Annotated in this window: 22 protein-coding genes; 8 read left to right on the top strand and 14 right to left on the bottom strand. The window is 63.7% G+C overall.

The genetic code is table 11. The features are described from left to right. Window positions 1-106 precede the first annotated feature (106 nt). The 4 genes from J2X19_RS03315 to J2X19_RS03300 all read left to right on the top strand — a co-directional run bounded on the left by J2X19_RS03315 (window position 107) and on the right by J2X19_RS03300 (window position 3,767). Window positions 107-1,018, top strand: a complete 912-nt coding sequence (locus J2X19_RS03315) for a DMT family transporter (protein WP_310370612.1) — start codon at window positions 107-109, stop codon at window positions 1,016-1,018. A 78-nt stretch (window positions 1,019-1,096) separates the two neighbouring features. Beyond that, the gene (locus J2X19_RS03310) at window positions 1,097-1,936 is read left to right on the top strand and encodes a MurR/RpiR family transcriptional regulator (RefSeq protein WP_116604836.1); all 840 of its coding nucleotides are present in this window, start codon (window positions 1,097-1,099) and stop codon (window positions 1,934-1,936) included. Between the two features lie 328 nt (window positions 1,937-2,264). Beyond that, window positions 2,265-3,059: a transporter substrate-binding domain-containing protein gene (locus tag J2X19_RS03305; RefSeq protein WP_116604838.1), complete on the top strand. Its 795-nt coding sequence runs from the start codon at window positions 2,265-2,267 to the stop codon at window positions 3,057-3,059. 27 nt (window positions 3,060-3,086) lie between these two features. Continuing rightward, on the top strand, window positions 3,087-3,767 hold the full coding sequence (locus J2X19_RS03300; protein WP_310370603.1) for an aspartate/glutamate racemase family protein: 681 nt from the start codon (window positions 3,087-3,089) through the stop codon (window positions 3,765-3,767). Between the two features lie 50 nt (window positions 3,768-3,817). Here J2X19_RS03300 and J2X19_RS03295 read toward each other — a convergent pair whose 3' ends face one another. Next, the gene (locus J2X19_RS03295) at window positions 3,818-4,819 is read right to left on the bottom strand and encodes a tripartite tricarboxylate transporter substrate binding protein (RefSeq protein ID WP_310370602.1); all 1,002 of its coding nucleotides are present in this window, start codon (window positions 4,817-4,819) and stop codon (window positions 3,818-3,820) included. Between the two features lie 42 nt (window positions 4,820-4,861). Next, window positions 4,862-5,623 carry a GntR family transcriptional regulator gene (locus J2X19_RS03290; RefSeq protein ID WP_310370600.1) on the bottom strand — a complete coding sequence of 254 codons (762 nt, stop codon included), beginning with the start codon at window positions 5,621-5,623 and terminating at the stop codon, window positions 4,862-4,864. A gap of 34 nt (window positions 5,624-5,657) precedes the next feature. Here J2X19_RS03290 and J2X19_RS03285 point away from each other — a divergent pair, with 34 nt between their 5' ends. Then, window positions 5,658-6,515: an amidohydrolase family protein gene (locus J2X19_RS03285; RefSeq protein WP_310370599.1), complete on the top strand. Its 858-nt coding sequence runs from the start codon at window positions 5,658-5,660 to the stop codon at window positions 6,513-6,515. Here the strand turns inward: J2X19_RS03285 and J2X19_RS03280 are convergent. Then, on the bottom strand, window positions 6,472-7,404 hold the full coding sequence (locus J2X19_RS03280) for a LysR substrate-binding domain-containing protein (RefSeq protein ID WP_310370598.1): 933 nt from the start codon (window positions 7,402-7,404) through the stop codon (window positions 6,472-6,474). The two genes, J2X19_RS03285 and J2X19_RS03280, sit on opposite strands and share 44 nt — an antisense overlap. A 179-nt stretch (window positions 7,405-7,583) precedes the next feature. Between J2X19_RS03280 and J2X19_RS03275 the strand changes: the two genes are divergently transcribed. Together J2X19_RS03275 and J2X19_RS03270 are read left to right on the top strand one after the other, a co-directional pair. Beyond that, the gene (locus J2X19_RS03275) at window positions 7,584-8,780 is read left to right on the top strand and encodes an acyl-CoA dehydrogenase (RefSeq protein ID WP_310370597.1); all 1,197 of its coding nucleotides are present in this window, start codon (window positions 7,584-7,586) and stop codon (window positions 8,778-8,780) included. A gap of 84 nt (window positions 8,781-8,864) precedes the next feature. Then, window positions 8,865-10,097, top strand: a complete 1,233-nt coding sequence (locus J2X19_RS03270) for a CaiB/BaiF CoA transferase family protein (protein WP_310370596.1) — start codon at window positions 8,865-8,867, stop codon at window positions 10,095-10,097. Window positions 10,098-10,102: 5 nt separating this feature from the next. Here the strand turns inward: J2X19_RS03270 and J2X19_RS03265 are convergent, their stop codons facing one another. The 8 genes from J2X19_RS03265 to queC form a co-directional block, all read right to left on the bottom strand. Next, entirely contained in the window at window positions 10,103-10,906 is an 804-nt protein-coding gene (locus J2X19_RS03265) for a hypothetical protein (protein ID WP_310370594.1), read from the bottom strand. A gap of 18 nt (window positions 10,907-10,924) precedes the next feature. Continuing rightward, window positions 10,925-11,422, bottom strand: coding sequence for a hypothetical protein (locus tag J2X19_RS03260; RefSeq protein ID WP_092761708.1), 498 nt, complete (start codon window positions 11,420-11,422; stop codon window positions 10,925-10,927). A 21-nt stretch (window positions 11,423-11,443) separates the two neighbouring features. Further along, entirely contained in the window at window positions 11,444-11,980 is a 537-nt protein-coding gene (locus J2X19_RS03255; protein ID WP_116604852.1) for a hypothetical protein, read from the bottom strand. A gap of 2 nt (window positions 11,981-11,982) precedes the next feature. Next, complete coding sequence (locus J2X19_RS03250; protein ID WP_207776267.1) at window positions 11,983-12,510, bottom strand: hypothetical protein; 528 nt, start codon at window positions 12,508-12,510, stop codon at window positions 11,983-11,985. 45 nt (window positions 12,511-12,555) lie between these two features. Further along, window positions 12,556-12,849: a hypothetical protein gene (locus tag J2X19_RS03245; protein WP_310370590.1), complete on the bottom strand. Its 294-nt coding sequence runs from the start codon at window positions 12,847-12,849 to the stop codon at window positions 12,556-12,558. A gap of 282 nt (window positions 12,850-13,131) precedes the next feature. Then, window positions 13,132-13,923 (bottom strand): exosortase-dependent surface protein XDP1, encoded by a 792-nt coding sequence (xdp1, locus tag J2X19_RS03240; protein WP_310370588.1) that lies wholly within the window; start codon window positions 13,921-13,923, stop codon window positions 13,132-13,134. 169 nt (window positions 13,924-14,092) lie between these two features. Continuing rightward, window positions 14,093-16,924 (bottom strand): XrtA/PEP-CTERM system TPR-repeat protein PrsT, encoded by a 2,832-nt coding sequence (prsT, locus tag J2X19_RS03235; protein ID WP_310370586.1) that lies wholly within the window; start codon window positions 16,922-16,924, stop codon window positions 14,093-14,095. 175 nt (window positions 16,925-17,099) lie between these two features. After that, entirely contained in the window at window positions 17,100-17,798 is a 699-nt protein-coding gene (gene queC, locus J2X19_RS03230; RefSeq protein WP_116604863.1) for a 7-cyano-7-deazaguanine synthase QueC, read from the bottom strand. 142 nt (window positions 17,799-17,940) lie between these two features. On the opposite strand from queC, the gene J2X19_RS03225 reads away from it, so the two are divergent. Continuing rightward, window positions 17,941-18,456 carry a hypothetical protein gene (locus J2X19_RS03225; protein ID WP_310370584.1) on the top strand — a complete coding sequence of 172 codons (516 nt, stop codon included), beginning with the start codon at window positions 17,941-17,943 and terminating at the stop codon, window positions 18,454-18,456. Window positions 18,457-18,528: 72 nt separating this feature from the next. On the opposite strand, the gene J2X19_RS03220 is transcribed toward J2X19_RS03225, so the two are convergent. The 3 genes from J2X19_RS03220 to yjfF form a co-directional block, all read right to left on the bottom strand. Continuing rightward, window positions 18,529-19,455 carry a dihydrodipicolinate synthase family protein gene (locus J2X19_RS03220; RefSeq protein ID WP_310370582.1) on the bottom strand — a complete coding sequence of 309 codons (927 nt, stop codon included), beginning with the start codon at window positions 19,453-19,455 and terminating at the stop codon, window positions 18,529-18,531. A 154-nt stretch (window positions 19,456-19,609) separates the two neighbouring features. Next, window positions 19,610-21,346, bottom strand: a complete 1,737-nt coding sequence (locus J2X19_RS03215; RefSeq protein ID WP_310370580.1) for an IlvD/Edd family dehydratase — start codon at window positions 21,344-21,346, stop codon at window positions 19,610-19,612. A 17-nt stretch (window positions 21,347-21,363) separates the two neighbouring features. Further along, window positions 21,364-22,392: a galactofuranose ABC transporter, permease protein YjfF gene (gene yjfF / locus J2X19_RS03210; RefSeq protein WP_310370578.1), complete on the bottom strand. Its 1,029-nt coding sequence runs from the start codon at window positions 22,390-22,392 to the stop codon at window positions 21,364-21,366. Between the last annotated feature and the right edge of the window lie 30 nt (window positions 22,393-22,422).

Genomic DNA, 22,422 nt, shown 5'->3' with positions numbered 1-22,422 from the left:
CCTCACTATCAAAAAGAGAGCTGCTAGCGCAATAAAAATAAGCGCTAGCGGCTCTTTATATTTAGAAACCAGCGAACCCAGACGGGTGCACCCACAGCAGCAATAGATGGGAAAAGCACACCCGCCCGCCTACAAAAAAGCCTTTGTTTTTGTCTTGATTGCCGTGGTGAGCGGCACCTTGATGGACACCTTGCTCAAGGTGGCCGGCGCCCATGTCGGCACCTGGCAACTGCTGGTGTTGCGCTGGTCGTTTGCCTTGCTGGTGCTGTTGCCGATCATCCTCACGGGCTCCGCGGGCAGCATGCACATCCAGTCGTGGCGCGTGCACATTGCGCGGGGTCTGCTGAATTGCCTGGGCTCCTACGCCTTGTTCTACGCATTGGCCACGCTGCCACTGTCGGTGGTGATCACCATTCTGTTTGCCGAGCCGCTGTTTGTGATTCCGTTTGCGGTGCTGATCCTGCATGAACGGGTCGACACCAAGGATGTGCTGGCCGCCCTGCTGGGTTTGGTGGGTGTGGTGGTCATGAGCCAACCCGATGTCAGCCAAGGAGATTGGAAAATGTTGCTGCCCCTGGTGGCTGCTAGCAGTTTTGCGCTGCTGAACGTGCTCACCAAAAAATGGGGTGCCCAGGAAAGCCCGGTCAGCTTGATGCTCTGGATGGCCGTATCGACCTTGTTGATCACCATTCCTTTTGCGGCCAGCCAATGGGTTGAGCTACGTTGGCAGGACTACGGCATGGCCCTGGCAATTGCCGTACTCGGCTCCGTCTACAGCTACTTCTGGATTGTGGGTCTGCGCTTGGGCAATGTGGCCAAACTGACGCAGTTGAGTTTTCTGTCGCTTCCGCTGGCCTTTGGTTTGGGTTGGGCTTTCTTCCATGAAAAGCCCGGCGCCGTCACCGTATGGGGCGCTTTGATCATTGCCGCGGCAGTCATGCTGCTGTCGATGAATATGGCCCGGGTGAAGACTGCCCACGTATTCTTGAGGCGCCTCTTCAAACCAGCAAAATCGTAGCCGGCCGGGAGCGATAAACTCCAACTCCGTCCACCTCTTGCCGGATGGCTCGCGAGCGCCGGCAGTCCTACCCCGCCCATGCCCGCTACCGAATCCTTTGTCCGCCGCGTCCGCACCCAGCTCGATGGGCTGTCCACCGCGGAGCGTCGGCTGGCGGATTTTGTACTGGCTTTCCCGGGTGAACTGGCTAGCTATGCGGCCAGTGAACTGGCCCGCCTGGCGGGGGTGTCGAACGCTACGGTGACGCGGCTGATACAGCGCCTAGGCTATGCGAGTTACGAAGATGCGCGGCGCCATGCCCGCGAGGAGCGACAGTCGGGGTCGCCGCTGTTCCAGGCCTCCACCGGCAAAGAAAAAAGCGCCCGACTGGTGGCTACCCACCTGCAGCAGTCGCAGCTGAACCTGGCCCGCACCTTCGAGCAACTGCCGGACGAAACGGTCAAGCAGATGGTCGCGGCTCTGCTGGCGGCGCCGCAGGTGCTGGTCTTTGGCAGCCGTAGCAGCCATGCGTTTGCCGTCTACCTACGCTGGCAGATCATCCAGGTGCTGCCACGGGTGACGGCGATTCCGGGTGCGGGCGAATCGCTGGGTGAGTACCTGGCCGACCTGTCGGCGCGCGACTGCGTGGTGGTATTTGGCGTGCGTCGGCAAACCCGGCAGATGCGCCAACTGCTGGACGGCGCCAGCCAGGCCGGGGCCAAGATCATCTTCATCAGCGACCAGTCATCGCCCGACTACCCGGCCGCCACCTGGTCGATCCAATGCAAATGCGCCGGCCCAGGCCCGCTAGACAACCACGTGGCCGTGATGGCGCTGTGCGACATGCTGGCCACGCTGGTGATCGAAGGCGCTGGCCCGGCCGGCCGCAAGCGCCTGGCGGCCATCGAACTGGCGCACGAGGCGCTCGACGAGCTGTAGCACCGCAGCCACCAGCCTGGTGCGCTGTTGCACCAGGCCAGCGCAACATGGTCGTTTCTGGGCTGCCATAAAGCGCCATATCCACTCAAATTTCAGTGCCGCTCCCTGGCGTTCAGATGCCGCCTCTCCCTGCTTTTCCTCTCTGAAAAGTCCCGCGCAACCAACTCTTTTTCGCCACTTACCGCCAGCTTGGCACAAGCATTGCTTAAAGTCGCCTATCTGAAAACAAATTTTCAGATAAATTTAAAACTGTAAATTAGCTACCGCTTGCAGGCTCGTACCGGATGGCCTCTCTGCGTTAGCCCAACCTGAGCACTGGAGCCACGCCATGACCTCCTTCACCCGCCGCCTCACCTTCACCCTGGGACTCACCTTGGGCCTGATCACCAGCACGGCAGTCCACGCGCAGAACGCGCTGCAAGACATCACCAAGTCGAAAAAAGTAACCATCGCCATCCCGAACGACTACCCGCCCTACGGCTTCGTCGGCAAAGACCTGCAACCCCAAGGGCTGGACATCGACATGGCCAACTACGTGGCCTCCAAGCTCGGCGCCAGCGTGGAGCTGATTCCGGTGACCAGCGCCAACCGCATCGCCTACCTGCAGACCCGCAAGGCCGACATCGTGATCTCCACCCTGGGCAAGACGCCTGAGCGAGAAGAGGTGCTGGACTTCACCCACGCGTACTCGCCGTTCTTCCAGGCCATCTTTGCGCCCAAGTCCATGGCCATCAAAAGCTGGGCCGACCTGGCGGGCAAATCGGTATCCGTGACCCGCGGCGCCATGGCCGACTCGGAGCTGGGCAAGGTGATTCCCGCCAATGTGGACGTCAAGCGCTTCGAAGACCATGTGGGCACCGTATCGGCCTACACCAGCGGCCAGGTGCAGGTGATTGCCACCAGCGCGGGCGAAGGCGGCACCATCATGTACCAGAACCCAAAGCTCAACACCGAATACAAGCTGACCTTGAAAGACAGCCCCAACTTCATAGGCGTGGCCAAGGGCGAGACCGCACTGAAAAACCGGCTGAACGAGATCATCCTGGAAGCCAAGCGCAACGGCACGATCGAAAAGCTGTCCACCAAATGGCTGGGCCGTACCGCCGGTGAACTGCCTCTGTGAGAAGCGCATTTTCTAACGCCCAAGCCCATGCCGAACATCCTTCTGATCAATCCGAACACCTCCACAAGCACCACCGAGATGATGGTGGCGATTGCCACGTCGGCACTCGGCAGCGGCCGGCCTGTGACAGGCTACACCGCGCAAACGGGCGTGGGCATGATCGTCCAGGCAGAAGAGCTGCTGGCAGCCGCCCAGGAAGTGCAGCACACCTGGCGGCGCGCCGGAGCGGATTGGGCCGGCATCATCGTCAGCGCGTTTGGCGACCCGGGCATGGAGCAGCTGCGGGCCAGCACCAGCGTGCCGGTCGTGGGCATTTGCGAGGCCTCCTTGCTGGAAGCCGCCCAGGGCGGCCGTCGCTTTGGCATCGCCACCGTGACGCCCGCGCTGGCCCAGCTGATCCAGCAGCGCGTCGACGCGCTAGGCCTGGCCGCACAGTACACCGGCATCCGCCTGACCCCCGGCGACCCGCGTGTGCTGGCGACCCACCCGGCCCAGCTGGAGGCTGAGCTGGCCATGGCCGTCAACGCCTGTATCGGCCAGGACGGCGCCCAGGCCGTGGTGATTGGCGGCGGGCCGCTGGCCCAGGCGGCGGCCCAGCTGCAGGCCCGCACCGGCGTGCCCATCATCGAACCGATTCCGGCGGCGGTGCGCCAGCTGCTAGGCCGGCTGCAGGCCCGGCCCATTGCAAAATCACTAGCAAATAGATAGCTGCCAGCGCAGGCCGATATCGCACCAGCAGCCGATTGGAGGCCTGAGCCTCACTCGAGCGTAATACCCCGCTCCTTCACCACCCGGGTCCACAGCGCAATTTGCTGGCGCACAAATTTCTGCGCTGCATCCGGGCCGCCGGGGGGAATCTCGCCGCCCAGCTGGGCGATGCGGGCTTTCACGTCAGGTGCTTCCAGGGCTTTTTGCAGTGCGGCGGAGAGCTTGGCCAGCACCGGCTCGGGCACGCCGGCGGGTGCAAACAGCACGTTCCATTCGTAGACTTCGGCACCGGGCACCTGGGCCTGGGCCAGGGTCGGCACATTGGGCAGAATCGCCGCGCGCTGCGCGCTGGTCACGGCCAGCGCGCGCAGCTTGCCCGACTGGATGTGCGGCAAGGTCGAAGCCAGGTTTCCGAAGAACACCGGCACCTGCCCGCCCAGCACGTCATTGAGGGCCGGGCCACCGCCCTTGTAGGGGATGTGCACCATCTCCACCTTGGCGGCGGATTCGAACAGCACACCGGCCAGATGCTGGGCCGAGCCATTGCCCGACGAGGCGAACGACACCGCGTCCTTGCTGGCACGGGCGGCGGTGATCAGCTCGGCGACCGATTGGGCCGGGAACTTGGCGTTGACCAGCACCACGTTCGGGAACAGCGCCACCACGCCCACCGGGCGGAAGGCCTTGTCGGCGTCGTACGGCAGGCGCGGGTACAGGGCCGGGTTCACCGCGAACGAGGAGGCATCGAACATCAGCGTGTGGCCATCGGGCACGGCCTTGGCCACGGCGGCGGCGCCGATCTGCCCGCTGGCGCCGGGCTTGTTGTCGATCACCACCGGCTGGCCCAAGGCCTCGCCCAGCTTGGGCGCAATGAGCCGGGCCATGGCATCGGCGCCGCCGCCGGGCGGATAGGTGACCACGATGGTGATGGGCTTGCTGGGCCAGGCGGCGGTTTCCGCCAGGCCGGCGACTGGTGTGGACAAAGCTGCACTTGCTATGACAAACATAGCTGCTCGCGCAATGGACATCTGCGCTACAGGCACTTTTTTCATAAATCTATCCTCGGTAAAAAATGGAATGGAACGGGGGCCGGCTCAGCGCACATGGGCGGTGTAGCGGAAGGCGAAGGCATCGCCCAGCGTGGTGCGCAGCTCCACGCAGCGGCCAGCCAGGTCGAAAGCCCGCCGATCCACCTGGGCGCAGGGGTGGCCGGCGTCCAGCCGCAGCAGGCTGGCCTGCTCGGCTGTCAGCAGGCCGAAGCCCAGGCTGTCTTCGGCGCGGTGGATGGTGGCGCCGCAGACCCGCTGGTACATGGGATAGAGCAGGTCATCCCAGGCGGCCAGGTCCGACTGCGCCAGGGCCTCGAACAGCGGCAGCGGCAGCACGATGTGCTCCAGCAAACAAGGCTGGCCCTGCAGGCTGCGCAGGCGCTGTAGCTGCAGCACGCTGGCCCCGGCGGGCAGGCCCAGGCCGTCGGCCTCGTCGGCGCTGGCCAGCCGGAGCTGGCGGCCCAGGATGTGCGACTGCGGCGTGCCCGGCGCACCATCTTCGGTGGCAAAGCGGAAGAAGCGCAGCATCGACGCGCCGCCCAGCCCCTCGCGCACAAAGGTGCCGCGCCCGTGCTGGCGCACCAGCAGCCCCTGGGCGACCAGCAGCGCCAGCGCCTGGCGCAACGTGCCCAGGGCTACGCCATGCTCCTTGGCCAACGCGGCCTCCGCCGGCAAAGCGGTGCCGGGCACCCATTCACCCTGGGTGATGCGGGCCCGCAGGCTGGCCGCCAGCCAGCCGTAGCGGCTTTGGCCGGGACTGGGCTGGTCGGCGGGGAATGCCGGGTCGGAGAATATGCTTTCATCCATTGATTTAGTCCTCTAGATGACTAGAATGTACGCCATGACCATCCCAACGCCACAAAGTGTTTTCCCTAGGTCTGCCGACTTGCCGCCGGTAGACACCCACTTCCACGTGTTCCCGGCCCACCAGTCCACGCCCGGCGCGCGCTACACCCCGGCCTACGCCGCACCGCTGCAGGCCTGGCAGACGGCCGCCGCAGCGGTCGGCCTGCGCCATGGCGTGCTGGTGCAAACCAGCTTCATGGGCACCGACAACCGGCTGCTGCTGGCGCAACTGGCACAACACCCCGACACGCTGCGCGGCGTGGCCGTGGTCTCACCCGATGCCAGCCTGCCCGCACTGCAAGCCCTGCATGCGCAAGGCGTGCGCGGCATCCGGCTGAACCTGGCCGGCCAAAGCCACGACATGGCGCCCTGGGCCGCCGCCAGCCCTCTGTGGGACGCCCTGCTGGCCCTAGGCTGGCATGTGGAACTGCACACCGACCGCGGTGCACTGGCCCCGGTGCTGGCTGCCCTGCCCCAGGCCGTGCCGGTGGTGGTAGACCATTTCGGCAAGCCGGAGCGCGCCTCGTTGCACGACGCCGGCATTGCCGCCGTGCTGCAGCGCAGCCGCCAGGCCGGTGCCGCCACGGTCCACGTCAAACTCAGCGCCGCCTACCGGCTGGCGCCGGCCATGGATGCCACGGCTTTGGCCCAGCTCTGGTTGCAGGAACTGGGGCCGCAGGCCTTGTTGTGGGGCAGCGACTGGCCTTGCACCAACCACGAAGACAGCGCCAACTACCCCGCGCTGTACGCCGCCCTGGCCGGCTGGCTGGGGCCGGAAAACACAGAGACGCTGGAAGCCATACGCTGCACTACGCCGTGGCGCTTGTACTGGGGGATTCCGCAGCCTGCCTGAGCAGCCAGTCCTCAAACGCCGCCAGTGCAGGCGGCGCATGGTCCACGGCCGTCACGGCCGGCACCACCAGGTAATAGTTACGCTCGCCGCGCAGCGCCCGGTCGCAGGCGACCACCAGGCTGCCGCGCTGCAACTCGTCCTCCACCAGGATGCGCGGCACCAGGGCCACGCCCAGGCCGACGGCGGCGGCCGTGGCCGTCATGGAAAACAGCTCGTAACGCGGGCCACTCAGCGGCTGGTCGGCGGCCACGCCCATGGCGTCGAACCACTGGCGCCAGCCCTCGGGCCGGGTGCTTTGCTGCAGCAGCGGCAGCGTGGCGATGGCCTGCGGCTCCAGCGGGGTCTGGCCCTTCAAAAGTCGCGGGCTGCAAACCGGCACCACTTCTTCCGCCATCAAGGCCACGGCGCGGGTGCCGGGCCAGTTCGCCACCTGCTCGGCGGTGCCGGCAAACAAGGCGGCGTCGAAACCCTGGTCGGCAAACAAAAAGGGCCGGGTACGGGTCTCGATATGCACCACGATGTCGGGGTGCAGCGCGGCCAGGTCGGGCAGGCGCGGCATCAGCCATCGGGTGGCAAAGGTGGGCACGGCCGCCAGCGCCAGCGCGCCGCCGGTGCCCAGGCTGGCCATGGCGTTCAAGGTGTCGAGTTCCAGGCCGTCCAGGCGCCGCGCCACCTGGCGCGCATAGTCGCGGCCCTGCGCGGTCAGCGCCACGCCGTGCCGGGTGCGGCGGAACAGGGCCAGACCCAGGAATTCCTCCAGCGCCGCGATCTGGCGGGATACCGCGCCCTGCGTCAAGGACAGCTCTTGTGCGGCCCGGGTATAGCTCTCGTGGCGGGCGGCGGTGTCGAAACACACCAGGGCTTGGGTGGAGGGGATTTTGCGGCGCATAGTATGCGCAATGTACACATTCAGCAGATCGAATGGAGCTTAATTGACTGAAATTCCCCTCAAGATATGCGCCATATTCATACCATTGTGAAAAACTGTGGTTTGCCGCGGCACCGATCCAGGGCTACGATCGGTCCACCTATCCGCATTCATTTGCCATCTACCGACTGGAGACCCGCATGGCCCACGCCCGCTTTCAATGGGAAGACCCTTTTCTGCTCGACCTGCAACTGACCGAGGACGAACGCATGGTGCGCGACGCGGCCAACGCCTACTGCCAGGGCCAGTTGGCGCCGCGCGTGCTGAACGCCTTCCGCTCCGAAAGCACCGACCCGGCGATCTTCCGCGAGATGGGCGCTTTAGGCCTGCTAGGCCCGACCATCCCCGAGCAGTACGGCGGCCCGGGCCTGAACTACGTGGCCTACGGCCTGATCGCCCGCGAGGTCGAACGCGTGGATTCGGGCTACCGCTCCATGGCCAGCGTGCAGAGTTCGCTGGTGATGGTGCCGATTTTTGAATTCGGCACCGAGGCGCAGAAGCAAAAATACCTGCCCAAGCTGGCCACCGGTGAGTGGATTGGCTGCTTTGGTTTGACCGAGCCCGACCACGGCTCCGACCCCGGCTCCATGGCCACGCGCGCCATCAAGACCGCGGGCGGCTACACGCTGCGCGGCAACAAGACCTGGATCTCCAACAGCCCGATCGCCGACGTGTTCGTTGTCTGGGCCAAGGAGGTGGACGCGGCTGGCAATGTGGGGCCGATCCGCGGTTTTGTGCTGGAAAAAGGCATGGCCGGACTGACGGCTCCCGCCATCCACGGCAAGGTCGGCCTGCGCGCTAGCATCACCGGCGAGATCGTCATGGACGGCGTGTTCTGCCCCGAAGAAAACGCCTTCCCCGAGGTGCAGGGTTTGAAAGGCCCGTTCACCTGCCTGAACTCGGCCCGCTACGGCATCGCCTGGGGCGCACTCGGCGCAGCCGAAGCCTGCTGGCACACCGCGCGCCAGTACACGCTGGACCGCAAGCAGTTCGGCCGCCCGCTGGCCGCCAACCAGCTGATCCAGAAGAAGCTGGCCGACATGCAGACCGAGATCGCACTCGGCCTGCAAGGCTGCCTGCGCCTGGGCCGGATGAAGGACGAAGGCACGGCCGCGGTGGAAACCACCTCGCTGATCAAGCGCAACTCCTGCGGCAAGGCACTGGACATTGCCCGCATGGCGCGCGACATGCTGGGCGGCAACGGCATCAGCGATGAGTTCGGTGTGGCCCGGCATCTGGTGAACCTGGAAGTGGTGAACACCTACGAAGGCACGCACGACATCCACGCGCTGATCCTGGGCCGGGCCCAGACCGGCATTGCCGCCTTCTCCAACTGAAATCACGCGCTACATATTTAATAGCTACTCGTGCAGGTATTACCTGCGCGAGGGCACTAAAAAGCTTAAACCATGGAATCAGGCATGCCACCCACCTCCCTGCACGGCCTGCGCGTACTTGACCTGTCGCGGGTGCTGGCCGGCCCCTGGTGCACGCAGATCCTGGCCGACCTGGGCGCCGATGTGGTGAAGGTGGAGCGCCCGGTGGTGGGCGACGACACCCGCCACTGGGGCCCGCCGTTCCTGCAGGATGCGGACGGCAAGGACACAGACCAGGCCACCTACTTCACCGCCTGCAACCGCAACAAGCGCTCCGTCACCATCGACATGGCGACCACCGAGGGCCAGGCGCTGATCCGCCAGATGGCGGCCGACAGCGACGTGCTGGTGGAGAACTTCAAGGTCGGCGGATTGCAGCAATACGGGCTGGATTACGCCAGTTTGAAGGAGCTGAATCCCCGATTGATCTACTGCTCGATCACCGGCTTCGGCCAGGACGGGCCGTATGCCGAGCGTGCCGGCTACGACCTGCTGATCCAGGCCAGCAGCGGCATGATGAGCATCACTGGACGGGCCGACAGCGAGCCCGGCGGTGGTGGTATGCGCGTAGGCGTGGCGCTGACGGATCTGTTTACAGGGGTTTACGCCAGCACCGCCATCCTGGCCGCGCTGAACATGCGCCACAGCACCGGCCAGGGCCAGTACATCGATATGGCGCTGCTGGACGTGGGCATGGCCATCCTGGCCAACCAGGGCGCGGGCTTTCTGAACACCGGCAAGGTGCCGCAGCGCCAGGGCAATAGCCACCCCAGCCTGGCGCCCTACCAGGACTTCCCCACCGCCGACGGCGCCATGCTGCTGGCCGTGGGCAACGACGGCCAGTTTGCCCGCTTCTGCCAGGCCGCCGGCCAGCCCGGCTGGGCCAGCGACCCGCGCTTCGCCACCAATACCCAGCGGGTGCTGAACCGCACGGCCCTGGTTGCTGCGATGGAGGCGGTGACCCGCACCCGCAGTACCGCCGAATGGACCGCGCTGCTGGAAGACAAGGCCGTGCCCTGCGGCCCGATCAACAACCTGGCGCAGGCCTTTGCCGACCCGCAGGTGCAGGCGCGTGGTTTGCGCGTGGAACTGCCGCGCGATGCGGGTGACGGGATTGCGCAGATCGCCAGCGTTGCCAGCCCGCTGCGCCTGGCCGATGCGCCGCCGGTGCTGCGCCATGCACCGCCCGCGCTGGGCCAGCATACAGACGAGGTGCTGCGCGGGCTGGGCATGGATGTAGAGCGGATTGCGGCGCTGCGCAAAGCCGGCGTGGTGTAAGCAGGCTAGCCGGCGTCGGTCTTCAGCACCGTTGCGCCGGCGCGGTCGAAGCGCAGCGACACTTCGTGCAAAGTGCTGCGCAATTCGGCGCTGGCATTGGGCGGGAGGATCACGAAGCCCTCTTGCTGCTCGCTGCGCGCCAAGCCCAGCTTGAGCTTGAGTTCACCCTCGGCCAGCCGCAGGGTCGGCATGCCGGTTTCCAGCTGCTGCAAAAAGCCGCCCATCAAATGGCCCACCTGGTCGGGTGCCAGAACTTCGAGCTTGCCGCTGCCACCCAGCTGGGCCGACAAGGCCGCGATGCGTGCGGTGCCCAGGCGCAGCTTTTCCTCCACCGCCTTGAGCTTGCCTTCATGGGCTGCGGCAGTGGCCTGCACGGCGGCCGTCACCGCCTCCTTCTCGCGCACAGCGCTTTGGTCGAGGCGCTGGAACAGCGTGCTGTTGTCGGCCTGCGCGGTGTCGCGCTGCTGGGCCAGGCGCTGGTTCTCGGCCAGCAGGCCGTCGATCTGGCTCTTCAGCTGCTTGATCTGGGCAGGGAAATCCTCGGTTTCGGGTTCGGGCGCGCGCAGCTGGGCTTGCAAGGCCAGGTTCTGCTGGCGCAGCGCGTCGGCCTCGCGGCTGGCCTTGATCTCGCGGTCGCTGGCAGCCGCTGCGGCCAGCTTGAGGCGCGACAAGGCATCGGCCGCGTCGGCCAGGCTTTTGCGGGCCGTAGCCTCGGTCTCGGCAGTCTGGCTGCGCGACACCGCCAAGGCTTCCTGGGCGGCTTGCAACGCCGCCTGCAGCTGTGCCGTGGTCTGTGGTTTGCTTGCCATGTCGTGCCTCTTGGTCAGCTAATCCGATAGCAGTTGCTCGCGCACCAGGCGGCCATCGGCATCCACAGCATTCACCAGCCAGCGCTGGCTGCCGGCTAGAAAGCTCGCATTGACCTGCAGCGGCCCGAGCACACGCTCCAGCGCCAACAGGTCGTCGCGCTGGCGGAAGTTCTTGATGATCTCGTCCCGGTTCTTGACCGGCGTGGTCGTGCCGTCGCTGCCGCTGGCAGCATTTGGCGTGGCCGCCGTGGCCACGAAGTTGACGCGGATGGTCGATACCGCCGAGGCGTTCAAGGCGCCGGCCAAATGGGCCGACGACAGCGGCTCAATCTCCAGCTCGCCAGTGCTATTACGCGACACCGCGGCCTTGATCTCTAGCGTGGCCTCGGACATCACCATCCCGCTGGCCAGGCCCACGCCCAGGCCCAGATCGGTTTGGGCGCTGGTTAGAGACGCACCGGCCTTGCCAAGCAAGGCACCCAGCGGCGCACGTTTGGGGTCGGTAGCAAGGGCCATGGTCGTATGGAGCGGTAGCGGCTAGCCCGTGACTGTACGGCGGGGAATCTCCAGACGCAACGGCGCGGGCACGGGCACCAGGGTGGCCGTGATCTTGGAGTGCACCGACACATCGCGGTTGAGCTTGCGCTCAAAGCGGATATTCGAGGTTTCGGCAAACAGGCCCAGCCCGCCTTTCTTGCGCGTGCCGTCTTCGTTGAGTTGCTCGACCAGCTTCAAGTCCATGCTGACCTCAACCGTGGCCTGCGAGAACTGGTAGAAGGTGGGCTTGACGCCCAACTCCAGCAAGGAAACGCTTTGCGGCTTGCCCTGCTCAAAGGTGACCGTGCCATCGGCCGCCACCTGTTCGGTGATGCTGGGGATGATGTTCACCCGGGTCTCGGCCAGCTCGGTCACCATGGCGGCGGCGCTGCGGTCCAGGGCCAATTGGGCATCGGCAATGCCTTCGGCCATCAGGCGCACCAGGTCGGCGAACGAGGTGGACGCGGTCTCTTGTACCGCGGTCTCGGGGGCATACAAGGGCGCGCGAAAAACCTTGGTTTTATCGAGCGTGGCCATGGTCAGGCGGGCACCTTGGGTGGGCGGTTGTCCACGATGTTCAGCTGCGGCGCCAGGCGCGGTGGGGGCGGTACCGGCACCATGCGCGTCAGCAGGCGGCTCGTGCCGTGCACTTCTTTGCCAAACTTGCGGTTATGCGACACATCGACCGACACCGAAGCACTCCAGCAGGCAAAGCCGGCCTTGGCCTTGACGCCGACTTTGAGGCTGGTTTCCACCGAGGTGGTGGTCTTGATGTCCATCGTGACCTCGATAGTGGCCTCGGCAAACTGGTAGAAGGTGGGCATCAGGCCAATCTGTATCAAGGACACATTGACCGGTGCCGCATTCACGTACGTCACATCGCCGTTGGCGGCAATGGTCTGGGTGACGCCCATGACCAAGGGCATCTCGGTTTCGGCCAGGGCTTTGGCGGTTTCCACCGAGTTTTCGTCGAGTGCTTTTTGTGCCTCTGCAATGCCGAGCGCCAGCTTCAGCACCATATCGGGAAGGGGTACGTCGAGTAATTCCTGTCCAACACTACCGGCCATGGCCATCTCCTTGAAGTAGGCTGCAGCCCCGTTGGGCCGCAGCAGTTACGAAACCAAGGGCGGCGGTGTTTGGTACGCCGCCATCACCGTCGAAAACCGCTGCTGGTCGATGCTGACCGGGCCGATAAACCGCAATACCCTGGAGCCCCGCAGCCCCATGTAGGACGCCAACCCCATGACCACCAAGGCACGGCAAGCATCCAGCCGGGCAACGATGCGACCACCCACGCCTTGCACCAAGGCATCCAGGCCACCAGGCTCCACGGCCACCAACAAAAATAGGCCGCGCCCTGGCAGGGCGACGGAGACTTTGGCACCAAAGCGTTCAGCGACTTGCATGGCTCAGACGGGAGAGTTCATGTCTTCATCTTGGTTGATGGCACACCAAACTGCATCATCAAGTTTGAGGATGCGTTTACACAGTAGGCATGGGATTTTCTGTACGTCTATCTGGCAGCATTGATCAAGATCGGCAAGGCCACCTTAACAGCCCGTAGTGGCAACATGATGCCCATAAAAAAAGCCTCCATAACGGAGGCTTTCAATGGCTACGCAGCAACAAAAAAGGCACCGAAACGATGCCTTTTAAGAAGTGGCTGCAAGCAGCCTGCCAACGCGGAATTAGACGGCCGAAGCCTTGCGACGGCGGGTGGTGCCCAACAGGCTCAGCAAACCCATACCCATCAGAGCCAAGGAGCCTGGCTCAGGGACTTTGCCGTCCGATGGAGGACGGGTGTGGCCAGCCACCGACATCAGCTTCACGTAATCCGAGATGCTGTCCATCGCGCCGCCACCATAGCCCGAGTTGTAGGCGCTGATCAGCCACCAGCTAGAGTACGTAGTGGTGTCTGTGGTGTTCATAGACTTATCAGTATTGGTGCCGCTGGTGTTGGTTGCCGCTGCGGTGCCAGATGATCCGTAGTTCTTCACCGAGGTCCAACCGTTGGCAGCAGTGAACCAACTCAGGGCTTTGCCGATTATGGTGGGGGTACCAGAACCGGTATATGCCAGCACGGTAATGTCGTAGTCATTGGCCCACCAACCGACAGTCACTTGGCTCAAATTCACATCTGCGCCAAACTTCAATGCGATCAAATCAGTGCCGTTGCTGTTATCCGTAGCATGGTTAGGGCTACCGGAAATTTCACCCGAATACTGCACGCCCAAACCAGAGCCTGCACCCCAATTGGTAACCGGGGCAGTGGCAAAGGTAGAACCCGTACCGGTGGAGTAAGCCTGGGCAGAAACGGTGGTGCCACCATTGGTGCCAGAACCGCAGGTCGTGACGCCAGCGGACGAACCGCAGTTCGCGCTCAGATCCCAGGTGCTTTCTGCCCAGCTAGCGGAACCCATACCCAGCAATGCACAAGCAGCTACTGCTTGGAGGGCGCGTTTCAAAGATGTGTTTTTCATGTTCTTGGTCCAATTCAACGTAGCGTTATGGGATGCGACTACCTTTTACAAATCATTACTAGCTAAATCCATGCCAGCAATTTTTCTATATATATATCAATAACTTAGCTTGCAAAAATGTCGTTACCGATACATACATGTAAGAAAAATCGACATTGTGAAAGGGTGTTTAGCGCAGGGTTTTCAGCAGCGTCTCAGCGGCTGCACTGCTCTCAAATGGACGACCAATCTTCAAGGCGGCTTCCACCTCATCCCGGGCTTCGGTTTTTCGACCACTCTGGGCCAGCACGGCGGCGAGGTGGTAACGGATACTGGGATTGGCCGGTTCCCGCAAGCGGGCATCCCGCAAAAGCTGCAAGGCGCGGTCGGCCTGCTCGGCTTGGCCCCCGCGGAACAGCGCCCAGCCCAGGGTGTCAATCGCGTTGGCATTGCTTGGATCCTTTACCAAGGCCCGTTCTGCCATGGCTACCGCAGACGGGTCTTTGAGACGCAGCAATACGTTGGCCAAATTGTTCAAAACCTCGGCGTCATCCGGAAGCGCTTGCACCAAGCTTTCATAGTTGACCCGGGCCGCCGCATAGCTGCCGTTCCGGGCGTAGGCATCAGCGAGCGCCCGGCGTACCAACAGGTCTTGCGGGCGCGATTTCACCCATTGCTCTCCCAGCTGCAGCGCCGGCTTGCCGCCGTCCTGGCTGGACAACGCGCGGAACAAGCGCAACAAGGTCTCGGAACTGGGCTCGGCCTGGTGGGCCTTGCGGTAGGCGTCAATCGCCGCGGCGGTCTGGCCACGGGCTTGGGCCACATCCCCCAGCAAGCTGTAGCCGATGGCCCGTTTCGGAGCCAATGCCAATACCTGGCGAGCGCGTTGCTCGGCTTTGGCGGGAGTCCCCTGGCGCAGCTCCACATCGGTCATCAACGCCAGTGCAGGCAAAAACTCAGGGCGGCTGGAAAGGGCTTTTTCCAGGCTATAGGCCGCACCCGCCACATTGTTGGCCGCCATTTGCAGCGCGGCGATCTCGGTTTGCTGGGGAGCGTTGAAATCGGCAAAACGGGTGGCACCGGAGAAAGTGGATTTTGCGCCCTCCACGTCACCATTGGCCAATTGGGCTCGGCCATACATCAGCAAGGCAGAGAGATTGTCCGGCGCCTTGGCGTATAGCCGTTTGGCGGCGTCCAAAGCCAGTGTGGGGGCACGGTTGCGCAAATGCAGTTCGACCAGCGAAATTCCTGGCCGCAGCTCGCGCGGGCCCGCAATGTCGTTGGCCTTTTCCAGCCAGCGCAAGGTTTCAGCGGCCTGACCACGGCGGTCGGCAAGATTGGCCATCTCGTAGGTGGCGTCCACATTTTTGTCGTCGGCCTTGAGCACCTCCGTCAGGCGGGCGGCAGCAGCGTCGTAGTTCTTGCTGGCCATGTCTAGGCGGGCAAGATTGAGCTTGGCCTGCAGCAAACTGGGGTCGGTCTGCAGCGCCCGCTCAAAGGCCGTTTTGGCGGCCACCAGATTGCCGGACTGGGCTTGCGCCATACCTAGCAAATTGTTGAAACCGGCATTCGCAGGTTGCTGCTTGAGCAGCTTGTTGATCACGGCAATGGCTTTGGCAGACTGGCGGTCGCGCAGATACAGGCCCGCCAGCGCGGCACCGGCCTGGATCTGGTTGGGGTCTTTGAAAGCCGCTTCAAGCTGCGCCACGCCCTCACCGATTTGGCCGCCCCCCACCAGGCTCATACCCAGGGTCGCGCGAAATTCTGGCACATCCTTCAAGGCCAGGGCCTGCTGCATCAGGGCCGTGGCTTTGGCGTTGCGGCCTTGGGCCATGTGCGCCCCCGCCAGCAGGGTCATGGCTTGACCGTCGCCGGGCTGCGCCTTGATGTATTCCTCCAGCACCTCAATGGCCCGGCCAAAGTTTTCTTCCGACAAGAAAATTTGCGCCAGCAGCTTGGACACCGGGCTATTGCTTTGTATCCGCTGATAAGACTCAAGATAGGGTTTGGCCTTCTCGCGTTCGTTCAACCCCAGGTGCGCCAAGCCGTTGAGCATCAGCAGCTGGGGACGGTACTGGATGAAGGCAACCGGTACGGGGTCGAGAAAACCCGTCACTTCCGCCAGTGCGGTACGCGTGGCGGCTGCGTTGCCATTGCGCTCGGCCAGCAAGGCTTTCAAGTAAGCTGCCCGTGGCTCGCTCGGCGATAAACGCTGCACTTCGGCCACGTCCTTGGCCGCATCCGCATACTTGGCCAAATCGATAGCAATACCCGCACGCGCCACGCGCGCTTCAATGTGTTTTGCATCCAACTGCAGGGCTGCATCGTAGGCCGCCAGTGCAGCACGGATATCGCCCTGCACATGCAGCAGCGAGCCTTTTTGGTACTGCACTTCGGCAGAACTGGGCGCCAGACTGACGGCGCGTTCGACAGCGGTTTTAGCCTCGGCAAACTGGCGCGCCCGGATGCGCACCGGAACTTCTGCCAGCCATACATCGGGCGACCGGCCATCGATCACCCGCGCTTCCTCAATCATTTTCAAGGCACTGCGCACGTCGCCCAGGTCGGCACTGGCAGACGCACGCAACAGCAAGAGTTGCACCTGGACTGCCGGCGGCAGACCAGTTGGACTGAACTGCGCTTGCTCCAGTACCAGCTTGTGCTTACCCTGCCCGATGAAAGACTGGGCCAGTGGCACCACCACCTCGGCACGGTTTACCCCCAAACGCAAAGCCTCCAGCAAAGCAACTTCGGCCGTGGCGGCCTCGCCATTGGCCAACAATGCCTTGCCCAGCAAGACCTGCACCGGCAGCATGTTCTTGTCAATTTGCAGCGCATTTTTCAGCTGGATGATGGCCCCGGGCATATCGTGGCGCTCGTAACGGCCCAAAGCGTCTTCGTAATAGCGGGCGGCCTTGCTGTCAGTGACAGCATGGCTGGCCAGGCTGGTGGCACACGCCAGAGCCAACAGGCCCACACGCCCCACATGGGCGGCATGGCGGGAAAGAGGAAATAGCTTCATGGGGAGGTCCGGAGGCTGAAAGTGCGTACAAGGGCTGCACACATCCGGGGAATGTTAGCGCACGCCTCCCACGCGCCCTAGGCCCAAAGCGGCCGAGCGCATAAGGAAAACCAGTAAGGGTGAATTTCTTCACAGGTCCGTGTATACAACGGACCCATTTGGTCTTGAGCCGGCGTCAGGTCAACGCGGTAAAGCGCTCAAAACCGCGTGCCCGCAGCTCGCAGGCCGGGCATTGGCCGCAGCCATAGCCCCATGCGTGGCGGTGCACGCGGTCGCCCAGATAACAGGTGTGCGTGTCTTCGACGATCAAATCCACCAGGGCCTGGCCACCCAGCTGGTGCGCGAGCTGCCAAGTCTGGGCTTTGTCGATCCACATCAGCGGGGTCTCGATCAGGTAGCGTTTGTCCATGCCCAAGGACAAGGCCAGCTGCATGGCTTTCATGGTGTCGTCGCGGCAATCGGGGTAGCCCGAGAAATCGGTCTCGCACACGCCGGTGACGATGACTTCGAGATTGCGCCGGTAGGCCAGCGCGGCCGCCAGCGTGAGGAACAGCAGGTTGCGGCCCGGCACAAAGGTATTGGGCAAACCGCTCTCTTCCATCTTGAACACCATGTCGCGTGTCAGCGAGGTTTCGCTGACCTGGCCCAGCACCGACAAATCGAGCAAATGGTCTTCTCCCATCTTGCCCGCCCAGTGCGGAAACTGCGCCTTGATATGGGCCAGCACCTGCAGGCGGGCTTGCAGCTCCACATGGTGGCGCTGACCGTAGTCGAAGGCCACGGTTTCCACGTGGTCGTATTTAGACAAGGCCAGGGCCAGGCACGTGGTGGAGTCTTGGCCACCAGAAAACAGAACGAGAGCGCGGGAATGCATGGTTTAAGAACAGATTCAGACAGAAGGGTAACAATCGGGCCCGCCGGTGCAGCACCGGGACCCACAGCGCAATTTACCATCGAACGCCGACCCCGCCTACCGGGCCGGCGCCCACTCCCAACCGGCCGCCCTGGCCCAGCACATGCACTTCTTAAAGCGCTTTCTGAAGACCCTGCTCCACACCACATTGGCGCTGCTGCTCATCTTTGAAGAATGGGGCTGGGAGCCGTTGGCCCGGGCGATGGACCGGCTGGCCCGGCTGCCGCTGTGGTCGCAGCTGGAAAAGCTGGTGCGGCGGCTGCCGCCTTATGCGGCCTTGTTGGTGTTCTTTGTGCCCATGCTGGCCCTGCTGCCCATCAAGCTGCTGGCCGTCTACTGGATCACCCAGGGCCATACCGTGCTGGGACTACTGGTGGTGCTGGCGGCCAAAGTGCTGGGCACAGCCATCGTGGCGCGGCTGTTCCAGCTGACCCAGCCGGCGCTGATGCGGCTGGCGTGGTTCAGCCACTGGTATGGGCGCTGGCTGGTGTGGAAGAACGGGATCATGGCGCAGGTCCGGGCTGCGCGCTCCTGGCGGCTAGCCCATGCAATTGCCCGCCGCGGCCACCGCATGGCCCAACGCGCCCTGCAGGCGTTACGCCAGGCCTTTCGGCCTTAGCGTGAAACTTCCAAGCCTTTTAGGGCTCTGGCGCAATAGCTACCAGCGCGACCAGCTATCAAATAGATAGTATTACGCCCAGCGCAGCACCAGTGGGTCCAGCCGCTTGGCGGTCTCGATCAGGCCGGCGCGGACATCCGGATGCATCTCCGGCCAGGGATGGCGCGGCGCTTCGCAGGCGATGACACCGCCCTCGGCCATCAGCGACTTGGCGGTGAGGATGCCGCCCTGGCGGTTCTCGTAGTTGATCAGCGGCAGCCATTGCTGGTACAGCGCGTAGGCCTTGTCGCGGTCGCCCATGCGGTGCGCTTCGATGATGGGCCGGATGCCGTCGGGAAAGCCGCCGCCAGTCATGGCGCCAGTGGCACCCGCGTCCAGGTCCGGGAACAGGGTGATGGCTTCTTCGCCGTCCCACGGTCCTTCAATCGCATCGCCGCCCAGGCGGATCAGCTCGCGCAGCTTGCTGGCGGCGCCGGCGGTTTCGATCTTGAAATACGCCACATGCTCGATCTCCTTGGCCATGCGGGCCAGGAAGGCGGCCGACAGCGGCGTGCCGGCGGCCGGCGCGTCCTGGATCATGATGGGAATATTCACCGCATCGGACAGCTTGGCGTAGAACTCGTAGATCTGCGGCTCGCCGACGCGGAAGGTGGCGCCATGGTAGGGCGGCATCACCATCAGCATGGCGGCGCCCATGTCCTGGGCGCGGCGGCTGCGCTGGGCACAGACCGTGGTGCCAAAGTGGGTGGTAGTGACGATCACCGGCACCCGGCCGGCCACGTGCTCGAGGATGGTCTTGGTCAGGATCTCGCGTTCGTCATCGGACAGCAGAAACTGCTCGGAGAAGTTGGCCAGGATGCACAGACCGTCGGAACCGGCGTCGATCATGAAGTCGACGCAGCGCTTCTGGCTGGGCAGATCGAGTTCGCCGCTGGCAGTGAAGGTGGTGGGGACGACCGGGAAGATGCCGCGGTAGCGGGCGTTGGATGCGTTGTACATGGACACTCAAAACCTTTCAGAATTAAACAAATCTGGGAGGCTGACAACAGCCCCTTCCAGAAACACCACGGAACCGGCTCCGCCGGGCCGTAGGTGTTGCCCCCGGCAGGGGGTTGGCGCAGCGACACGCAGTGCGCGCAGCCTGGGGGCGTACTTAATGCGAATGGCGGGGCACCGTGGAGCCACGGCAGCCAACCAGGAAGTCGAAATCGCAACCGTCGTCGGCCTGCAGCACATGGTCCACGTACAAACGCGCGTAACCGCCGGACAAAGGCTTGGGCGCATTGCCGGCCAAAGCCGCCAAGCGCTCGGCCAGCTCAGCGTCGCTGATGTCCAAATGCAAACGTCCCTGCTCGCAATCGAGCTCGATGAAATCGCCATCGCGCACGGCAGCCAGCGGGCCACCGGCAGCAGCCTCGGGCGCCACATGCAGCACAACGGTGCCGTAGGCCGTACCGCTCATGCGGGCGTCGGAGATGCGCACCATGTCCTTCACACCCTGGCGCAGCAGCTTGGGCGGCAGGCCCATATTGCCGACCTCGGCCATGCCGGGGTAACCCTTGGGGCCGCAGTTCTTCATCACCATCACGCAGCTGGCGTCGATGTCCAGGTTTTCGTCAACGATGCGTTCCTTGTAGTGCTCGAGGTTTTCGAACACCACGGCGCGGCCGCGGTGCTTGAGCAGCGCGGGCGTAGCTGCCGATGGCTTGAGCACCGCGCCGCGCGGCGACAGGTTGCCGCGCAGGATGCAGATGCCGCCGTCGGCAATCAGCGGGTTGTCGATGGGGCGGATCACTTCGTCGTTGTATTGCGGGGCTTCGCGTACGTTGTCCCACATCGACTTGCCATTGACCGTCAGCGCATTGGGGTGTGGCAGCAAGCCGTTCTCCCCCAGGCGCCGCAGCACGGCGGGCAGGCCACCGGCGTAGTAGAACTCCTCCATCAGGAAGCGGCCCGAGGGCTGCAGATCGACGATGGTCGGCGTGCCGCGGCCGATGCGGGTCCAGTCTTCCAGGTCCAGCTGCACACCGATGCGGCCGGCGATGGCTTTCAAATGGATGACGGCATTGGTCGAGCCGCCGATGGCGGCATTGGTACGGATGGCGTTCTCGAAGGCTTCGCGGGTCAGAATCTTGGACAGGGTCAGGCCTTCGCGCGCCATCTCCACAGCGCGCGAACCCGACATATGGGCCAGCACGTAGCGGCGCGAATCCACTGCGGGAATCGCGGCGTTATGCGGCAGCGAGGTGCCCAGGGCTTCTGCCATGCAGGCCATGGTAGAGGCCGTGCCCATGGTGTTGCAGGTGCCGGCCGAGCGGGACATGCCGGCTTCGGCGGCAAAGAATTGGTGTTCGTTGATCTCGCCAGCTTTCAGCGATTCATGCAGCTGCCAGACGGCCGTGCCGGAGCCGATGTTCTTGCCATCCAGCTTGCCGTTCAGCATGGGGCCGCCGGTGACGACGATGGCCGGGATGTCGCAGCTGGCCGCGCCCATCAGCAAAGCAGGCGTGGTCTTGTCGCAGCCAGTGAGTAGCACCACCGCGTCGATGGGGTTGCCACGGATGGCCTCCTCCACGTCCATGCTGGCCAGATTGCGGGTCAGCATGGCGGTGGGGCGCAGATTCGATTCACCGTTGGAGAACACCGGAAACTCGACCGGGAAGCCTCCAGCCTCGAAGATGCCGCGCTTCACATGCTCGGCGATCTTGCGGAAGTGGGCGTTGCAGGGAGTCAGCTCCGACCAGGTATTGCAGATACCGATGATGGGGCGACCGTCGAACTCATGGTCGGGAATACCCTGATTCTTCATCCAGCTGCGGTACATGAAGCCGTTCTTGTCGGCCGAGCCAAACCACTCCGCAGAGCGCATTTTTTTAGGTTTATCAGTCATAGTAGGTTTTCAGAAAATCAAGCGTGGGTGGATTTACGCGCAGCAAATACGCGCTGGAGCAGACAAAACAGGAACAGCAGCGCACCAACGACGATGCGGGTCCACCAGGAGCTCAAGGAGCCGTCAAAGGAAATCAGGGTCTGGATGATGCCCAGCATCAGCACGCCAAACAGCGTGCCCAGCATGTAACCCGAGCCACCGGTCAGCAGCGTGCCGCCGATCACCACGGCGGCAATCGCGTCCAGCTCCATGCCCACGGCATGCAGGCCGTAGCCCGACAGCATGTAGAAGGTGAACACCACCCCGGCCAGTGCCGAGCAAAAACCCGACAGCGTGTACACGCCAATCAGGGTGGAGCGCACCGGCAAGCCCATCAGCAGCGCCGAGCTTTCGCTGCCGCCCACCGCATACACGGTGCGGCCGAAGGGAGTGCAATGCGCCACAAACACCGCTGCCAGCAGCACCACCAGAGCGATCAGCGCGCCAATCGACACCGAGGCATCGCCCCATACCGGAATCCGCATTTGCGAGACTTCGGAATAGAAGGCATTGGTCATGCTGATCGAGTCGATGCTGATCAGATAGCACAGGCCGCGCGCCAGGAACATGCCGGCCAGCGTGACGATGAAGGGCTGCAGGCGAAAGCGTTCGATCAGAAAGCCCATGAAGGCACCAAACGCCGTGCCCATCAGCAGCACCAGCGGAATCACCAGCGCCGGGCTCCAGCCGTGGTTTTCCACCAGCGAAGCCGAGACCATGGTGGTGAAAGCGATCACCGAGCCCACCGACAGATCGATACCGCCAGACAGCACCACGAAGGTCATGCCCACCGCCACGATCACCAGAAAGGCGTTGTCGATCAACAGATTCAAGAACACCTGCAGCGAGAAGAAACCGTCGTAGAACACCGACCCCAAGGTCGCCATGGCTAGGAACAACGAAATCGTCGCCACCAGCGGCAGGAACTTGGGATTGATGCGGGCCACCGGACGCGGAGCCGATACGGATGACGGTGTTGGCATATTGCCAGGTAGAACGGTGCTCATTGCATAACCTTCGTGCTGCGCACTGCGGTG

It is taken from the genome of Rhodoferax ferrireducens, from assembly GCF_031458075.1.
Lineage (GTDB): Bacteria > Pseudomonadota > Gammaproteobacteria > Burkholderiales > Burkholderiaceae_C > Rhodoferax_B > Rhodoferax_B ferrireducens_A.
Note: the sequence above shows the minus strand (reverse complement) of the source record. Positions and strands in the feature narration are given on the sequence as shown.

Coding starts and splice junctions, on each gene's coding strand:
- J2X19_RS03315 (WP_310370612.1), top strand. CDS start 107: ATGGGAAAAGCACACCCGCCCGCCTACAAAAAAGCCTTTGTTTTTGTC.
- J2X19_RS03285 (WP_310370599.1), top strand. CDS start 5,658: ATGACCATCCCAACGCCACAAAGTGTTTTCCCTAGGTCTGCCGACTTG.
- J2X19_RS03260 (WP_092761708.1), bottom strand. CDS start 11,422: ATGGCCCTTGCTACCGACCCCAAACGTGCGCCGCTGGGTGCCTTGCTT.
- prsT (WP_310370586.1), bottom strand. CDS start 16,924: ATGAAGCTATTTCCTCTTTCCCGCCATGCCGCCCATGTGGGGCGTGTG.
- yjfF (WP_310370578.1), bottom strand. CDS start 22,392: ATGAGCACCGTTCTACCTGGCAATATGCCAACACCGTCATCCGTATCG.
- J2X19_RS03275 (WP_310370597.1), top strand. CDS start 7,584: ATGGCCCACGCCCGCTTTCAATGGGAAGACCCTTTTCTGCTCGACCTG.
- J2X19_RS03305 (WP_116604838.1), top strand. CDS start 2,265: ATGACCTCCTTCACCCGCCGCCTCACCTTCACCCTGGGACTCACCTTG.
- J2X19_RS03270 (WP_310370596.1), top strand. CDS start 8,865: ATGCCACCCACCTCCCTGCACGGCCTGCGCGTACTTGACCTGTCGCGG.
- xdp1 (WP_310370588.1), bottom strand. CDS start 13,923: ATGAAAAACACATCTTTGAAACGCGCCCTCCAAGCAGTAGCTGCTTGT.
- J2X19_RS03310 (WP_116604836.1), top strand. CDS start 1,097: ATGCCCGCTACCGAATCCTTTGTCCGCCGCGTCCGCACCCAGCTCGAT.
- J2X19_RS03300 (WP_310370603.1), top strand. CDS start 3,087: ATGCCGAACATCCTTCTGATCAATCCGAACACCTCCACAAGCACCACC.
- queC (WP_116604863.1), bottom strand. CDS start 17,798: ATGCATTCCCGCGCTCTCGTTCTGTTTTCTGGTGGCCAAGACTCCACC.
- J2X19_RS03215 (WP_310370580.1), bottom strand. CDS start 21,346: ATGACTGATAAACCTAAAAAAATGCGCTCTGCGGAGTGGTTTGGCTCG.
- J2X19_RS03290 (WP_310370600.1), bottom strand. CDS start 5,623: ATGGATGAAAGCATATTCTCCGACCCGGCATTCCCCGCCGACCAGCCC.
- J2X19_RS03280 (WP_310370598.1), bottom strand. CDS start 7,404: ATGCGCCGCAAAATCCCCTCCACCCAAGCCCTGGTGTGTTTCGACACC.
- J2X19_RS03265 (WP_310370594.1), bottom strand. CDS start 10,906: ATGGCAAGCAAACCACAGACCACGGCACAGCTGCAGGCGGCGTTGCAA.
- J2X19_RS03255 (WP_116604852.1), bottom strand. CDS start 11,980: ATGGCCACGCTCGATAAAACCAAGGTTTTTCGCGCGCCCTTGTATGCC.
- J2X19_RS03295 (WP_310370602.1), bottom strand. CDS start 4,819: ATGAAAAAAGTGCCTGTAGCGCAGATGTCCATTGCGCGAGCAGCTATG.
- J2X19_RS03225 (WP_310370584.1), top strand. CDS start 17,941: ATGCACTTCTTAAAGCGCTTTCTGAAGACCCTGCTCCACACCACATTG.
- J2X19_RS03220 (WP_310370582.1), bottom strand. CDS start 19,455: ATGTACAACGCATCCAACGCCCGCTACCGCGGCATCTTCCCGGTCGTC.
- J2X19_RS03245 (WP_310370590.1), bottom strand. CDS start 12,849: ATGCAAGTCGCTGAACGCTTTGGTGCCAAAGTCTCCGTCGCCCTGCCA.
- J2X19_RS03250 (WP_207776267.1), bottom strand. CDS start 12,510: ATGGCCGGTAGTGTTGGACAGGAATTACTCGACGTACCCCTTCCCGAT.